The 16,589-nt window shown below is 66.3% G+C and carries 11 protein-coding genes; 7 read left to right on the top strand and 4 right to left on the bottom strand.

The annotated features are described in order from the left end of the window. The first annotated feature begins 95 nt into the window (after positions 1–95). The 6 genes from ACXI0D_RS02350 to ACXI0D_RS02325 all read left to right on the top strand — a co-directional run bounded on the left by ACXI0D_RS02350 (position 96) and on the right by ACXI0D_RS02325 (position 6,157). Entirely contained in the window at positions 96–1,340 is a 1,245-nt protein-coding gene (locus ACXI0D_RS02350) for a DUF418 domain-containing protein (protein ID WP_119006580.1), read from the top strand. A 3-nt stretch (positions 1,341–1,343) separates the two neighbouring features. Further along, positions 1,344–2,594, top strand: a complete 1,251-nt coding sequence (locus tag ACXI0D_RS02345) for an NAD(P)/FAD-dependent oxidoreductase (RefSeq protein WP_049445618.1) — start codon at positions 1,344–1,346, stop codon at positions 2,592–2,594. Beyond that, positions 2,591–3,949 carry a glutathione-disulfide reductase gene (gene gorA, locus ACXI0D_RS02340; protein WP_049445616.1) on the top strand — a complete coding sequence of 453 codons (1,359 nt, stop codon included), beginning with the start codon at positions 2,591–2,593 and terminating at the stop codon, positions 3,947–3,949. The genes ACXI0D_RS02345 and gorA overlap by 4 nt, the downstream gene beginning before the upstream one ends. A 184-nt stretch (positions 3,950–4,133) precedes the next feature. Beyond that, positions 4,134–5,054, top strand: a complete 921-nt coding sequence (locus ACXI0D_RS02335; RefSeq protein ID WP_049445615.1) for a DMT family transporter — start codon at positions 4,134–4,136, stop codon at positions 5,052–5,054. Then, positions 4,961–5,389, top strand: coding sequence for an MGMT family protein (locus ACXI0D_RS02330; RefSeq protein WP_406753028.1), 429 nt, complete (start codon positions 4,961–4,963; stop codon positions 5,387–5,389). The genes ACXI0D_RS02335 and ACXI0D_RS02330 overlap by 94 nt, the downstream gene beginning before the upstream one ends. Positions 5,390–5,482: 93 nt before the next feature. Then, a complete protein-coding gene (locus tag ACXI0D_RS02325) occupies positions 5,483–6,157 on the top strand; it encodes a rhomboid family intramembrane serine protease (RefSeq protein ID WP_032128229.1) in 675 nt (224 codons plus the stop codon). 80 nt (positions 6,158–6,237) lie between these two features. Here ACXI0D_RS02325 and ACXI0D_RS02320 read toward each other — a convergent pair whose 3' ends face one another. The 4 genes from ACXI0D_RS02320 to ACXI0D_RS02305 form a co-directional block, all read right to left on the bottom strand. After that, on the bottom strand, positions 6,238–7,821 hold the full coding sequence (locus ACXI0D_RS02320; RefSeq protein WP_479642262.1) for a phytoene desaturase family protein: 1,584 nt from the start codon (positions 7,819–7,821) through the stop codon (positions 6,238–6,240). Between the two features lie 75 nt (positions 7,822–7,896). Beyond that, on the bottom strand, positions 7,897–8,391 hold the full coding sequence (locus tag ACXI0D_RS02315; RefSeq protein WP_119006578.1) for a VOC family protein: 495 nt from the start codon (positions 8,389–8,391) through the stop codon (positions 7,897–7,899). Positions 8,392–8,515: 124 nt separating this feature from the next. Then, on the bottom strand, positions 8,516–10,525 hold the full coding sequence (locus ACXI0D_RS02310; RefSeq protein ID WP_119006577.1) for a M13 family metallopeptidase: 2,010 nt from the start codon (positions 10,523–10,525) through the stop codon (positions 8,516–8,518). A gap of 222 nt (positions 10,526–10,747) precedes the next feature. Next, a complete protein-coding gene (locus ACXI0D_RS02305) occupies positions 10,748–12,850 on the bottom strand; it encodes a M13 family metallopeptidase (RefSeq protein ID WP_049445607.1) in 2,103 nt (700 codons plus the stop codon). A 560-nt stretch (positions 12,851–13,410) separates the two neighbouring features. On the opposite strand from ACXI0D_RS02305, the gene ACXI0D_RS02300 reads away from it, so the two are divergent. After that, positions 13,411–16,527 carry a TonB-dependent receptor domain-containing protein gene (locus ACXI0D_RS02300; RefSeq protein WP_049445606.1) on the top strand — a complete coding sequence of 1,039 codons (3,117 nt, stop codon included), beginning with the start codon at positions 13,411–13,413 and terminating at the stop codon, positions 16,525–16,527. Positions 16,528–16,589 lie beyond the last annotated feature (62 nt).

Here is a 16,589-nt window from a genome sequence, read left to right as displayed (position 1 = left end):
AGTGCGATCGTGATGGCAGCAACGGCCCGCTTCGGCGGGCCGTTGCGTATGTGGAACACGGCGCGGCCATCCATGGTGCACGGGCCGGCGGCATAATGGCGGACCTGTCCGACGGACCCCCCGTGAACGCCGCTTTTCCTTCCCTGCAGCCGGTGGCTTCCGGCGAACGCATCGCCGTGCTGGACGTGCTGCGCGGTGCCGCGTTGCTGGGCATCCTGCTGATGAACATCGAGGCCTTCAGTGGCCCGCTGGATCTGGCCTTCACCGGCATCGACGTGCACTGGCGGGGCATCGACTACTGGGCCGACGCCTTCGTCTACGTGTTCGTGCAGGGGAAGTTCTTCACCCTGTTCTCGCTGCTGTTCGGCGCCGGCTTTGCGGTGATGGCGCAACGCGCCGAGGTGGCCGGGCGCGACTTCACCCCGTTCTACCTGCGCCGCAGCGCCGGCCTGCTGCTGATCGGCCTGTGCCATGCACTGCTGGTCTGGTCCGGTGACATCCTGGTGATGTATGCACTGATCTCGCTGCCGCTGCTGGCCTGCCGCGAGGCGCCGCGCAGCTGGCTGCCGTGGATGGGCGTGATCGTCTACCTCGGCGGTGTAGCGATGATGCTGCTGGTGGGCGCGATGGTGTCGATGGCTTCGGCCGAAGAGGTGCGGGGCATGCTTGCCGAGGCGCAGCAGAGCATCGACCTGCAGCGGCAGGTGTACGGGCAGGGCAGCTGGGCGCAGGCCACCGTGCAGCGCCTGAGCGAGTTCGGCACCTCGATGGGCGCGCTGCTGATCACCGGCCCGGAAGTGCTGGGCATGTTCCTGATCGGTAGCTGGTTCGCCAGGAGTGGTGCGCTGGCGACGCCGGAGCGCTTCCCGCGGCTGTACGCGTCGCTGCGCTGGATCGCACTGCCGCTGGGCCTGCTGGTCACGCTGCTGGGGGTCGCCTGGAAACCCTACCTGGCCCCCGGCGCGTACAACCTGCCAGTGACGGCGGCGATGGCCCTGGTCACGGTTGGCGGGCTGCCGATGTGCCTGGGCTACCTGGCGTGGATCGTGCACTGGCGCACGCGGCTGGCGTGGCTGGCGCCGGTGGGGCGCATGGCGTTGACCCACTATCTTGGCCAGTCGCTGCTGTGTACCTGGACCTTCTACCACTATGGGCTGGGCAGGTTCGAGATGATGCCGCGCAGCGTGCAGCTGCTGTTCGCGCTGCTGCTGTTTGCCGCCCAGGTGGTGATTTCGCACCTGTGGCTGCGTCATTTCCGCTTCGGCCCGATCGAGTGGGTATGGCGTGCGATGACCTATCGGCAATGGCCACCGATGCGGCGTGGGGCCGCGCAGGGCTGATCGATGCAGGGCGCACACGAGGACGTGATCGTGGTCGGCGCCGGTGCCATTGGACTGGCCGCCGCGCTCGCGCTGCGTGCGCAGGGGCGGCAGGTGCGGGTGATCGACCGTGGGCGCGTCGGCGGTGCGACGTCGCATGGCAACTGCGGCACCGTCACGCCCAGCCATGCGCCACCGCTGGCGGCCCCCGGCGTGCCGTTGCGTGCGCTGCGCTGGATGCTCGATCCGCGTGCGCCGTTGTACGTGCGTACGCGGCTGGATCCGACGCTGTGGCGTTGGTTGCTGCAGTTCGGGGCGCGCTGCAATGCGCGCGACTGGCTGCACTCCACACGGGCACGCGGCGCGTTGTTGAATGATTCACGGCTGCGCCTGGCCCATTGGGTGCAGACGCATGCGCTGGACTGCGAATTCGCTGCGCGCGGGCTGGACTATGTGTTCGGTGACGCCCGCAACTTCGACCATCATGCGGCCGAGTGCGAGGCGCTGAACGCGCAGGGCATTGTCACGGCCTGCATCGATGGCGGCGACTATGCGCGCGACAATCCCGCGTTCCATGATCGCCTCGCCGGTGCGATCCACTTTCCTGGCGATGCGCAGCTGCGTCCGGACCGCTACACCGCTGAGCTGGCGCGCGTGCTGCGCGCGCAGGGCGTAGTGATCGACGAACAGGTGGACGTGCAGGGATTCAGTGACGATGCGCAGGGCGTACGCGTGCAGGCCGGCCAGCAGACCGTGCGGGCGCGTGAGCTGGTGCTGGCCACCGGCCCGTGGTCGCGCGACTGGGCACGGCAGCTGGACCTGCGCGTGCCGATCCAGCCCGGCAAGGGCTATTCGCTGACCTGGTCACGACCGGAGCAGGTGCCGCAGCGTCCGGTCGTGCTGAAGGATCATTCCGTGTTCGTGATTGCCTGGCGCGACGCGCTGCGCCTGGGCGGCACCATGGAGTTCGCCGGCGCCGACCCGCAGCTGCGCACGCGTCGCCTGCAGGCCCTGCAGCAGGCCGCCGACCACTACCTGCGCGCGCCGCGCGGTGCGCAGCTGCAGGAGCAGTGGTGCGGGTGGCGCCCCATGAGCGTGGACGACGTGCCGCTGATCGGCCGCGCGCCCGCGCATCCTCACGTCTGGCTTGCAGCGGGGCATGGCATGCTCGGCATCAGCATGAGCGCCGGCACCGGCCAGCTGATCGCCGATCTCGTCTGCGGCCGCACGCCAGCGATCGATCCTGCCCCTTACCGACCCGAGCGATTCCGATGAGCACTGCATCCTATGATTACGACCTGATCGTCCTTGGTGGCGGCTCCGCCGGCCTGGCCGGTGCGATCCGCGCCGCGCAGCACGGCAAGCGCGTGGCAATGCTGGAACCCGGTGAGCTGGGCGGGACCTGCGTCAATGTTGGCTGCGTGCCGAAGAAGGCGATGTGGCTGGCGGCTGACCTGCATGAGCGCATCGGCCTGGCCAGCGCGATGGGGTTCGATGTTCAAGCGCGCCCGGCGCTGTCGTGGAAGGAACTGGTGATCCATCGCCAGGCCTACATCAGCAACATCCATACCAGCTACCACAAGCGCCTGGACGAAACCGGCGTGGTGCGCATTCCGGCACGTGGTCATCTGCTTGATGCGCATACCGTGGCCTGCAGCGATGGCGTGCGCTACAGCGCCGAGCACATCCTGATCGCCACCGGCGCGCATCCGCTGCGCCCCGACATTCCCGGTGCCGAACTTGGCCTGGTCTCCGATGATTTCTTCGACCTGCGTGCAGCGCCGGCCGAGGTGGCGATCATCGGCGGTGGCTACATCGCGGTGGAACTGGCTGGCCTGCTGCAGGCACTCGGCAGCCGCGTGAGCCTGCTGGTGCGCGGCAAGCGGCTGCTGGAGCGCTTCGACTACGAGCTGACCGACCAGTTGGCCGAGAACCTGAAGCAGCAGGGCGTGCGCATCCATTTCGACTACCGCCTGCGCGAGCTGCAGCGCGATGGCGAACGCGTGCGCGCGTTCGGCAACGACGGCCCGCTCGACAACGTGTTCGATGCCGTGTTCTTCGCGACCGGCCGCCGCGGCAACAGTCGTGACCTTGGCCTGGAAGCGCTCGGCATCGGCATCGGCGAACACCAGCAGGTGCAGGTGGACGAATGGCAGACCACAAGCGTGCCGAGCGTGCATGCGGTGGGTGACATCGCCGGCAAGGTCGGATTGACGCCGGTGGCTGTAGCCGCATCGCGGCGGCTGATGGATCGGCTGTTCGGGGGGCGCCCGCAGTCGAAGATGGATTACGGGAATGTGGCCAGCGTGGTGTTCTCGCATCCGCCGCTCGGCGCGGTGGGCATGAGCGAAGAGGAAGCGCGCGCGCGTTTCGAGCAGGTGAGCGTGTACCACAGCCGCTTCCGTCCGATGCTGCAGGCGCTGGCCAACGGCACCCAGCGCAGCCTGTTCAAGATGGTCTGCGCCGGCCCGGACGAACGGGTAGTGGGCATCCACCTGCTGGGTGAAGCGGCCGACGAGATCCTGCAGGGCTTCGCGGTGGCGGTGAAGATGGGCGCGACCAAGGCCCAGTTCGACGACACCGTGGCGATCCACCCGACCTCGGCCGAGGAAGTGGTGCTGATGCGCTGACCTGCGGTTGTAGAGTCGAGCCATGCTCGACTGCCGTGCGAAAGCAGTCGAGCATGGCTCGACTCTACAGAAGGCGGCATTCGGGCACGCTCAGCGCTACCGGGGCGGGCACCGGACGCCCCCATGCGACAATGGCCGCCCCCACGCTTTTCCCAGCCGCTCCACGCGGCCCGCCGTCGTCCTGATGTCCAACACCGCTTCCCGTATCGCTACCGCCTCCCCTCGCATCGCGCTGGGGGGTATCGGCCTGGCCGCGATCGGCGCCATCGCTGCTTCCGGCAAGGCGATCATCGTCAAGCTCGGGCTGCGCCATGGCGTGGATGCCACCACGCTGCTCGCGCTACGCATGCTGATGGCGCTGCCCCTGTTCGCGTTGATGGCCGTGTGGGCCGCGCGCCGGGCCGAGCCGCTGTCCTGGGCTGACCGTACCCGCGTGCTGTGGCTGGGCTTCACCGGCTACTACCTGTCCAGCCTGCTCGACTTCCAGGGGCTGCAGTACATCAGCGTGACCCTGGAACGGCTGATCCTGTACTTGAACCCGACCCTGGTGCTGCTGATCAACGTGCTGCTGGCGCGCCAGCGACCGGGCCGCTGGCAGATCGGCGCGCTGGTGCTGAGCTACCTGGGCGTGCTGCTGGCCTTCGGCCATGACCTGCAGCGCGAGGGTGGGCAGATCATCGTCGGCAGCCTGCTGGTGCTGGGCAGCGCGCTCAGCTATGCGCTGTACCTGTTCGGCAGTGGGCAGGTGGTCGCGCGCATCGGGGCGGTGCGGCTGACCGCCTATGCCAGCTGCGTGGCCAGCGTGCTGGTGCTGCTGCATTTCGCGGTGACCCATCCGCTGCCACTGCTGTGGCAGGCACCGGCACCGGTGCAGTGGCTGTCGCTGGTCAATGCCACCGTGTGCACGGTGCTGCCGGTGCTGGCGATCATGCTGGCGGTGCAGCGCGTGGGTTCGTCGCTGGCCGCGCAGGTCGGTATGCTGGGCCCTGTTTCCACGATCGTGATGAGCCTATGGCTGCTCGACGAACCGATGGGGCCGGCGCAGATCGCCGGCACCGTGCTGGTGCTGATCGGCGTTCTGCTGGTGACCCGCCTGCGGCGCTGACGCCGGAGCAGGCGCGTGCGCGCATCCTGGCGGTGATCCGCGCGATCCCGGCGGGGCAGGTGATGGGCTACGGCCAGGTGGCGATGCGTGCAGGCCTGCCCGGGCGTGCACGCCTGACCGCGCGCATCCTTGGCCAGAACGACGACCCGGACCTGCCCTGGCACCGCGTGCTGCGCTCGGATGGGCGCATTGCCATGGAAGAAGGGTCGGCCGGCTGGCGCGAGCAGTCACAGCGGTTGCGCGCCGAGGGCGTGGTGGTGGAGAACGGCCGGGTGCGGATGCCGGCGACCGATCCGGCGGCGGCGCTGGACGCGGCCGTGTGGGGCCCGGGCTGAGCATCGCTGGCGACTGAACAGGCCGGACCTGCGGGTCGCCAACAAGACACGATGCTGCGGCTATGATGGAGGCCGTTCCATGCCGGTGCTCCCATGTTCCCGCGACTGCCAACCGTCACCAAGGCCCTGCTGATCGCCAACGCGATCCTGTTCCTGCTGCAGCAGCCGTTCCTGCTCGGCATGCAGACCTTCGAGCCCTTCATGCTGCAACCGTTGCAGCAGGGCTTCGACGCATTCTCGCCGGGCGGCAACTTCCAGCCCTGGCAGCTGCTGACCTACGGCTTCCTGCATGGCAGCTTCGGCCATCTGTTCTTCAACATGCTGGCGGTCTTCATGTTTGGCGCGCCGCTGGAGCAGACCTGGGGCGAGAAGCGCTTCCTGCTGTACTACCTGGTGTGCGTGGCCGGTGCCGGTGTCTGCCAGCTGCTGGTGGGGACGCTGCTGGAAAACCCGGCCACGGTGCTGGGCGCTTCCGGCGGCGTGTTCGGCCTGCTGCTGGCCTACGGCATGCTGTTCCCCAACCAGCGGGTGATGCTGCTGTTCCCGCCGATCCCGATGAAGGCACGGACCTTTGTGATCCTGTTCGGCGTGGGTGAGCTGGTGCTGGGCATGACCGGCTGGCAGCCGGGCGTGGCCCACTTCGCGCACCTGGGCGGCATGCTGTTCGGCTGGTTGCTGATCCGCTACTGGCGGGGGCAGTCGCCGTTCAACAAGCGCCGCCCGCCCGGCCCACCGAAGCGCCCGAACCATCTGCGCAGCGTCAAATGATCCGAAGGATCATTTGACGCGGTAGGTGCCAACCTTGGTTGGCGTTCGCTCTGCCGCTCTGTGCCAACCAAGGTTGGCACCTACCCATCCTGCAACACCACCTGCGCGGCATTGTGCCCCGGTGCGCCGGTGACGCCGCCGCCCGGATGGGTGCCCGAACCGCACAGGTACAGCCCGGGCAGGGCGCCGCGATAGCCGGCCTGGCCGACCATCGGCCGCGCCGAGAACAACTGGTTGGCACTCAGTGCGCCGTGGAAGATGTCGCCGCCGACCAGGCCGAAGGTGCGTTCCAGATCCAGCGGCGACAGCACCTGCCGACCGAGCACGCTGGCGGTGAAGCCGGGCGCATGCCGTTCGACGGTGGCGATCATCAGGTCGGCCACGGTCTCCCGGTGATCATCCCAATGGCGGCCTTCAGGCAACACCGGCGCCACGTGTTGGCAGAACAGGCTGGCCACATGCTGCCCGGGCGGCGCCAGCGAATCGTCCAGCGTGCTGGGGATCAGCATCTCCACGATCGGTTCGCGCGACCAGCCGTCGCGGCGCGCGTCCAGCCAGGCGCGGTCCATGTAGTCCAGGCTGGGTGCCATGATGATGCCGGCGCTGAGGTGATCGCCGGGGCCGGGCAGGGCGCTGAAATCCGGCAGCCGCGACAGCGCCACGTTCATCCGGAACGTGCCCGAACCGCAGCGCCAGTTCGCCATGCGTTCGCGCGTTGCGTTGGGTACCTGTGCCGGTTCCAGCAATTGTTCGTACAGCAGCTTCGGATTGACGTTGGCGACCACCGCGCGTGCGCGCAGGATCTCGCCGTTGGCCAGTTCCACACCCACCGCGCGGCCCTGTTCAATCCGCACGCGCTGCATCCCGGCCTCCACGCGCAGTTCCGCACCGGCCTCGCGTGCCGAGGCCGCAATCGCCTGGCTGATTGCGCCCATGCCGCCGATCGCGTGGCCCCATGCACCTTTCACGCCATTGCACTGGCCGAATACGTGGTGCAGCAGTACGTAGGCACTGCCCGGTGTATACGGGCTTGCGTAGTTGCCGACGATGCCATCGAAGCCGAACAGCGCCTTGATCGGCTCGTTCTCGAACCAGCGGTCCAGGTACTCGGCGGCCGACAGCGTGAACAGGTCCAGCAGTTCTTGCCGAAGCGAGGCATCCAGCGTCGCCAGTTCACGACCGAGACGGCCCATCTGCCACAGCGCAGGCAGCGCGCGCCAACCACCGGCAACGCCGACATCCGGTGGCGCGCGCAGAGCCCACGCGCGCAGCACGTCGGCGAAGATCTCCAGGCGCGCTTCGTATTCGGGTAGCCGCTGCGCATCCCGCTCGGAGAACTTCGCGACCTCGGCCTGGGTGCGGCCCGGGGCCGACAGCAGGTAACGACCATCCTCCAGCGGCAGGAAGTTGTTGGCCGGACGATTGACGATGCGCAGCCCATGCGCATGCAGCTGCAGGTCGTCGATCACCTTTGGCTGCAGCAATGACACCGTGTACGACGCCACCGAGTTGCGGAAGCCGGGATGGAACTCCTCGGTGACTGCGGCACCGCCGAGAACGCCACGACGTTCCAGCACCAGCACCTTCTTTCCAGCGCGCGCCAGATAGGCCGCGCAGACCAGGCCGTTGTGGCCACCACCAACGACGATCGCATCCCAGGTCATCAGCACCTCGCAAAAAGGGGACGGAGGGGATTAAGTCGCAATCTGCATCTGCGCACAGGGATGGGGAGAAACGACTTAATCCCCTCCGTCCCCTTTTTTGATTGCCGCTTCGATGGTGGCGATGTCGATCTTCTTCATCGGCATCATCGCGTTGAAGGCGCGCTTGGCCAATGCCTTGTCCTTGCTGGTCACCGCTTCGATCAGCATGCGTGGGCTGATCTGCCAGGAGATGCCCCAGCGATCCTTGCACCAGCCGCATTGGCTCTCCTGGCCACCGTTGCCGACGATCGCATTCCACAGGCGGTCGGTTTCGGCCTGGTCCTCGGTCTGGATCTGGAAGGAGAACGCTTCGCTGTGCTTGAACGCGGTGCCGCCGTTGAGGCCGACGCAGGGAATGCCGCAGACCGTGAACTCGACTGTCAGCACGTTGCCTTCCCTGCCGTCCGGAAAGTCACCGGGGGCGTGATGCACGGCGGTCACCGCACTGTCGGGCAGGATGCTGGCGTAGAAGGTGGCGGCCTCGAGCGCGCCGTTGTCGTACCAGACACAGATCGTGTTCTTGTGTGCCATGTCGGGGCTCCGCGATGGACGAAGGCGCAGCGATAGCATGCGCGGTGTTAACCCGGGATCGTGCTGCACCCGCAAAAAAAGGGCGCCCGAAGGCGCCCTCTGTATTACGGGTACGGCGGTTGGCTCAGCGCCAGACCTTGATCTGGTCGGCTTCGCTGCGCTGCATCGGCTGGCCGGCCTTGCAGCTGAAGGTGGCACCGAAGGCCGGCAGATTGGCCAGCGTGCCATTGCTGCGCCACAGGCCCGGCGCGCGGATGTCGGCGGTCAGGCGGCGCACCGCTTCGTTCGGCGACAGCTGCTGTGCCCACAGGGTCGACCAGGCGCGGAAGAAGCCCTGCTGCTGCGCCTGCTTGGCCTTCGGCTCCTGCGCGGTATAGGCCGCCCAGGCCAGCTCCAGGCCGGCGATGTCGGCCAGGTTCTCTTCCTGGGTGAGCGTGCCGTTGACCTTGGCACCCTTCACGCCCGGGAAGTCGTAGGCGCTGTACTGCGCGGCCACGCGGTTGCCGAGCAGGGTCCAGGCGGTCTTGTCGGCCGGGGTCCACCAGCTGCGCAGTTCGCCCTTGGCGTCGACCAGCGCGCCCTTGGCGTCGATCGCACGGGTCAGCTCATGGCCGACCAGACCACCGAAGCTGCCGAACTTGTCGGCGGCGTCGGCCTTGGCGTTGAACACCGGGCCCTGCAGGATCGCGGCGGTGACGATCAGGCGGTTCTGTGCCAGGTCGTAGGCCAGCGACGGCTGCTGCGGCAGCACATCCCAACGGCGGTCGGCGTTGCCCTTGCCGATGCGCTTCATTTCCTCGCGGTGGCGCCAGGTCGAAGCGATCAGCATGTTGCCGCCGAACGAGCCGCGGCCCATCGGCTGCACGCTGTAGTCGAGGTCGCGCAGCGGGGTGCCGATCTCGATCTTCAGCGCGGCCAGCTTGGCCTGCGCTTCGGTCTTGGCTTCGGCGCTCATCCAGCTGTTGTTCTTGACCGCCTCGATCTGCACTTCGCGCAGCTTGTCGACGATCCACGCCGCCTGGCGACGGTCTTCGGCCGACAGGTAACGGGCCGCATACTCGCGGCCGACCATCGGGCCGGCGGCCACGTTGATCGCGTCCAGCACGTCTTCCCAGCGCTGCGGCGGCAGGGTTTCGCCACGCAGCACGCCGCCACGGAACTCAAACTCTGCGTCGCGGTAGGCCTTGGACAGGTACGGCGCCATCGAGTCGCCCACGCGCCAGCGCAGGTAGGCCTTCCACTGGTCCGGCTTGAGCTTGGTGACCATGCCATCGAGCTGCTTGAACAGGCCCGGGTCGGCCAGCGAGACCAGGTCGTCGTCCACGCCCTGTGCCTTCAGGAACGCGTCCAGCTGCAGGTTGCGGTAACGGCTGTTGAGCTCCTTGGTGGAGATCGGCGCGTAGTTGTTGAACGGGTTGTTGATGCCGGCCAGCGACTGCGCATTGCGCGCCAGCTCGGTCTCCAGCGCGATGACCGACTGCGATTCGGCATCCAGCTTGGCCGCCGGGGTGCCGGTCAGCGCCAGGATCTGCTTGACGTAGTTGCGGTAGCGGCCCATCAGCGCCACGGTGTCGGCGTCGGTGCGGGTATAGAACGCCGGATCCGGCAGGCCCATGCCGCCCTGCATGAAGTAACCGATGTGGCGGTCCAGTGCCTTCAGGTCGACGTCCGGGCCGAAGTTGAAGGCGACCGGGATGCCGATCTGGTGCAGCGCGGCGATCGAGGCCGGCACATCCTTGGCCTTCTTGATGGCGTTGATGCGGGTCAGCAGCGGCGCGATCGGGTTGGAACCGTCCGCTTCCACGGCGGCTTCGTCCAGGCCGCTGGCCCAGAAGTCGCCCAGCAGCTTCTGCACGTTGCCCTGCGGCGACTTCATTGCGGCGTCGAGCAGTTCACGCTGCTGCTGGCGGCTGCGGTCGACCAGCTGGCCGAGCGCGGTGGTGGCACCGGTCTGCGGCACCGGGTTGGCCTTCAGCCAGCCTGCATTGGTGGCGTCGTAGAAGTCGCTGCACTGGGCGCTGACGGCCGGGGCGCGCGCGGCCTTCTTCTTGGCGGCGGCGAACGCATCGTGGGTCGGGACCAGGGTCGCCAGGCTGATGCCCAGGGCGATGGCAAGCGGACGGAAATTGGGCATGTGGAACGAATCCGTGATGGATTGAGGGCGCGCGCACTATAGCAAGCCGGGCATGGGCGCGGCATGCACGCATCACGCTGCTTTCGCCGACCAAGGTCGGCCGCTACCGGGGAGTGCCGAGATCAGTAGATCCACGCCATGCGTGGATGAAAAACACCCCGGAAAAACAAAGGCCCGGGAATTCCCGGGCCTTTGCAGGTCTGCCGCAGCGTCAGCCGTGGCTTACCAGATCACCACCTGCTGCTCGCCGGTGCGGGCCATCGGCGAACCGGCCTTGCACTGGAACGCGGCAGCGAAGGTCGGCAGGTTCGACGGCGCACCCATGGCGCGGAACTGCGCCGGGGCGTGCGGGTCGGTGGCCAGGCGGACCTTGGCGTTTTCCGGGGTGTACTTGGTGCGCCACACGGTGGCCCAGTTGAAGAAGAAGCGCTGGTCGCGGGTGAAGCCGTCGACCTTCGCATCTTCCTTGCCGGCGGTGGCCTTCTGCAGGGCGTCGTAGGCGGTGGCCAGGCCGCCCAGGTCGGCGATGTTCTCGCCCAGGGTCAGGTGGCCGTTCACTGCCTGGCCGTCGACCTTGTACTGGTCGAACTGCTTGACCAGCTTGCCGGTGAGGCCTTCGAAGTTCTTCTTGTCGGCTGGGGTCCACCAGTCTTCCATGTTGCCGGTCGGCCCGAAGCGTGCGCCCTGGTCGTCGTAACCGTGGGTCATTTCATGGCCGATCACCGCACCGATGCCGCCGTAGTTCAGCGCGTCGTCGGCCTTCGGGTCGAAGAACGGCGGCTGCAGGATGGCGGCCGGGAACACGATCTCGTTCTGCAGCGGGTTGTAGTAGGCGTTGACGGTCTGCGGGGTCATGCCCCACTCGGTCTTGTCCACCGGCTTGCCGATCTTGGACAGGTTGAACTTGTAGTTGAACTCGTTGGCCGCGCGCACGTTGCCCAGGAAGCTGTCGCGCTGGGTCTGCAGGCCCGCCCAGTCACGCCACTTGTCCGGGTAACCGATCTTCGGGGTGAAGGTTTCCCACTTGGCGATGGCCTTGGCCTTGGTTTCTTCGCTCATCCAGCTCAGGCCCTGGATGCGGTCCTTCAGCGAGGCGGCGAGGTTCTTCACCAGTTCTTCCATCTTCGCCTTGGCTTCCGGCGAGAAGGCAACCTTCACGTACAGCTGGCCGAAGGCTTCACCGGCATCATTCTCGATGGTGCCCAGCACGCGCTTCCAGCGCGGCTTCTGTTCCTTCTGGCCGTTGAGGGTCTTGCCGTAGAACTCGTAGTTCTCCTGCACGAAGGCATCGGCCAGGTACGGCGAGGCGCTGTCCACGGTGTGGAAGCGCAGGTAGGCGCGCCACACCGACGGATCGGTGTCGGCCAGCGACTTGCTCACTTCCTCATGGAAGGCCGGCATGGCCAGCGAGAACTTCTCCGGCGCGGCCACGCCCTGCGACTTGAAGAACTCGGTCCAGCTGAAGTTCGGGGTCAGCTTGTCGGCGTCGGCCAGGGTGACCGGGTTGTAGTACAGCTCGACGTTGCGCGACAGCTCCACGCGCGACTTGGAGGCCTTGGCCAGGCGGGTTTCGAACTTGACCACGTCCTCGGCCTGCTTGGCCGCATCGGCCGCGGCCACGCCGGACAGCTCCAGCACCTTGGCGACGTGCGCCTGGTAGGCCTTCAGCTTGTCGGCGTTCTTGGCATCGGTGTAGTAGGTGGTATCCGGCAGGCCCAGGCCGCCCTGGCTGGCATAGGCCATGTTCATGGCGGAGTTCTTGAAGTCCGCTTCGGCGCCGAAGCCGAACAGGATGTTGTCACCCTTGGCGGCGCTGGTGCGCAGGTAGTTGGCGATGGCCGCCTTGTCCTGCAGGCCGTCGATCGCAGCCAGGTCGGCCTTCAGCGGCTCGATGCCCTGGGCATTGATCTTTGCCTCGTCCATGCCGGTGGCCCACAGGTCACCGACGATCTTCTCGATGTGGTTCGGATTCTTGACCTGCGCGACCTGTTCGGCCAGCTGGTGCTGCACGGCCACCGAGCGCTCGTCGAGGATGGTGAACGCGCCCCAGCTGGTGCGGTCGCCCGGGATTTCGTTGGCGGCCAGCCACTTGCTGTTGACGTAGTCGCCGAAGGCGGTGCAGGCGTCCTTGGTGGTGTCCAGGTCGCTCGGCTGGAAGGCGTTGTAGGCCGGCAGCTTGCTGTCGTCCAAGGTGTAGTTGGTGGCTTCGGCGGTGGCCGGGGCGGAGGCGGCGGCGTCCTTGGCCGGGGTTTCAGTCTTGCCGCAGCCAACCAGCGCGGCCGAAACGGCCAGGGTCAGCAGCACGATCTTGGGAGTACGGGTCACTTGAATGGCCTCCAGGCCGAGTGAGTCAGGGAGTGGCCGCAGGTGCGACCGTGGGCCGAACGATACGCCGCCGGCCAGACCTGCAAGGGTGTCGAAGGTCATGCCCCTGCGCAAGGGGCGCACAGACGCCAGAAGGGCGGCGCAGAAGGGCACCCCAGGCTCCGCCGAAGCGCCGAACGAAGGCCGGCCCTCTCCAGTTGCATTGGGTGAATTGATTATGAATCCGTGTTCGCAGTTGCCGAGGATGCAGGCGCTGGATGGCTGCCGGGACAGGACGTGTCCGGAACCCTGTCCAGGGCGTGCGATGGTTGCCGCGGGTTCTGGTGGTGTCGACTCAAGGTGCTGATTGGAAAGGATTATTGGAGAAATCCTCGGGCCAGCTCACGCCCTCATGCTCTATTCCACGGTGTGTCATATGAAATTGAACTTTTGCTGAATGTTGCCGTTTCGTGTCGATCTGTGTATGAATTCCGTTATCGGCACGTGAACAGTTGCTGACTACTTTTCCTCTGTCTTGCCGATGCAGAGCTTTTTATGCCTTCACTTTCAGAGAGAGAGACATGGAGAAGACTCGCCCACTACCCCGTAATCCGTTGAGTCTCGCGCTCACCTCGGCCATCCTGCTTGCCGTCGCCCTGCCTGCCTTCGCGCAGGAGGGAGAGGCTGCCAAGGAGACTGCCGAGAGCGCGAAGAAGGCTTCCAATGAAGCCGCGGCCACCCAGCTGGACCGCATCACGGTAACGGGCTCGCACATCTACCGCGCCGGCTATGACACCCTGGAACCGGCCGCCGTGGTGTCCCGCCAGGACATCGAGGCGTACGGGCACACCAACCTGATCGATGCGCTGACCAAGATTCCCGGTGTTTCTGCCGGCGTCTCCTCGCGCGGTGATCAGGCCGGCTTCGGCGCAGGCGTGAACTTCGCCAGCCGCTTCGGTCTCGGCAGCAACCGCCTGCTGACCCTGGTCAACGGTCGCCGCTTCGTGACCTCCGCACCGCCAACCGTGTTCGGTGCGGGCGGTGGCTCGGGCATCCAGGTCGACATGAACTCGATCCCGACCGTGATGGTCGAGCGTGTGGAAAGTCTGAGCATCGGTGGCGCCCCCACGTATGGTTCCGACGCCATCTCCGGCGTGAACAACATCATCCTGCGTGACAAGTTTGAAGGCGCTGAAGTTGAGATCGGCTTTGGCAGGACCACCAAGAACGACAATGACCGTTACTCGTGGTCCGCCATTTTCGGCAGCGGTTTCGCCGATGGTCGTGGCCACTTCACCATCGCTGCCGAACTGGACAACAGCGAAGGCGTGAACGCGCTCCAGCGCGACTTCTACCGCAACGGCTACAGCCTGCAGACCAATCCGACGGCAGCGAACGTGGCGCGCTTCCAACCATGGCGTACCCCGGGCAATGACGGCCGCATCGATCCCAGCATCCCGTTCAATACCGGGCCGGCTGACGGCATCGCCGACCAGGTCTGGATCCGCAACCGGCGCATCTCCAGCATGACCTTCGGTGGCTTGATCATGCCATCGGACATCCAGGTGCGGCGCAGCTACCAGCGTAATGCCACGGGTGAGTTGAACGGCTTCGGCCCGAACAACAAGCTCTGGCACTTCAACAACAAGGGCGACCTGGTTGCCTTCGATCCGGGCATCTCCTATCCCAGCGGCAATGCGTCCGGTGGCGATGGCCTCAACCTCAATGAGACCGTCCCGCTGATCGCTGACCTCGAACGCCGTACGGTCTATTCGACCGGCAGCTTCGACTTCAACGACAACGTGCGTGGCTTCTTCGAACTGTCGCACTACAGCGCCACCGCGCGCGAGACGTTGGACCAGAACGTCTACAACGCCGCCGGCTTTGGTGCCGCAAACCCCGATGGCAGTGGTGACCAGAGCGGCGCGATGCTGTTCAGCGCGAACAATCCGTTCCTCAGTGCCGAGTCGCGCCGCATCCTGGCTGAGAACGGCATCACCTCGTTCCGCCTGTCGCGCTCCTCGCGCGACCTGAGCATGAACAACGCCAGCACCGATACGCGCCTGAGCCGCATCGTGCTCGGCCTGGACGGCTTCTTCGATATCGGCGAGCGCCGCTTCAACTGGGAAACCAGCGTGACCCACGGTCGAGGCGACTTCGACTACAAGGGAACCGGCCTGATCCAGCAGAACTTCATCAATGCGCTCAACGTGAAGCGCGATGCCAGCGGCAACATCGTCTGTGATGCATCCGCCCCGGGCACCACTGCCGATCCGAACTGCCGCCCGCTGAACCTGTTCGGCGAGAACCAGGCATCGCCTGAAGCACTGGCCTATGTGTCGACGCCGACCCTGGCCAAGGCACGGACGCGCCAGACTGTGTTCAACGCGTCGGTGACCGGTGGCCTGTTCGACCTGCCGGGCGGCGAGTTCTCCTTCGCCGCAGGCGTGGAGCATCGTCGCGAAGAAGGTTCATTTACTCCGAGCGAGTACCAGCGGCTGGGGCAGGGGCGTTCGGTGCCGATCCAGGGCGCCAAGGGCGACTATCACACCAATGAAATCTTCGCCGAGTTCCTTGCACCGCTGTTCAATCCCGACTGGGATCTGCCGGGCCTGCACCGCCTGGACGTGACCCTGAAGGGCCGCCGTGTGGTCAACTCGGTGGCCGGTGGCTTCAATGCGTACACCTATGGCATCCAGTACGAGCCGTTCGCGGGAATCCAGCTGCGCGGCAGCAAGACCCAGTCGCTGCGTGCACCTTCGATTGCCGAGCTCTACACCTCGCTGCAGCCTGCGTACTACAACATCCCGGAAGTGTGCTCGGTGTCGGCCATCAACGGCGGCACCAATCCCGCGATTCGCCGCCGCAACTGCGAAGCCTTCTTCCAGGCCTACCCGGGTGCGGACCCGGCAACGTTCCAGGCGTCGCCGACCAACACCCTCGGCTCGGTCAACGGCTATACCGGCCTGAAGAACGAGAAGGCAAAGTCCTGGACAGCGGGCATCGTGTTCGCACCGGACTGGGCGAAGGGCCTGCGGGTCGCGGCCGACTGGTATGACATCAAGATCACCGATGTGATCACCAGCCTCAGCCCGACCGACATCATCACCGGCTGCTTCGACAACCCGGACTTCAATGCCTCCGACGTGCCCAACGCCAACCGCTTCTGCAGCCTGGTGACGCGTAATCCGCTGAGTGGTGCGGCCACCGATATCCGTACCGAGTACGGCAATGGCCCGGTGCTGATGTTCCGCGGCTGGACGGCCGAAGTGGACTACAACTGGGACATGGGCCGATTCGGCCAGGTGGCACTGGGCTTCTACGGCTACATGCCGAAGAACCGTGGCCAGGCCGCCAACGCGGATGTGCCGTTCGTGGAGCGCGTGGGTACGTTCGACGAGCCCAAGCGCCAGTTCCGCTGGACGGCGCAGCATGCCATCGGCAAGTGGAGCTATGGCGTTACGTCCAACTACACCAGCGGCTCGCAGTTCAGCCTGACTGCAACCCCGGAAAGCCGGCAGTACTTCAAGCGTGACAGCTGGACGACCTGGGATGCCAATGTCAGCTACCGCCTGACCGACAACGCACGCGTGAACCTGTCGGTGCTGAACCTGTCCGACGACATCGGTCCGTTCCCGTACGTGCTGGACGCGCTGGGCCGTCGCTACATGGCCAGCCTGCGCTACAGCTTCCGCTGAGCGGAAGGGCCGGAAATCGGCAGGCCCTGGTGTACCAGGGCCTGTTCTTCCGGACGGTCATG

The sequence above is a fragment of the Stenotrophomonas sp. C9D9 genome (assembly GCF_056491205.1).
Note: the sequence above shows the minus strand (reverse complement) of the source record. Positions and strands in the feature narration are given on the sequence as shown.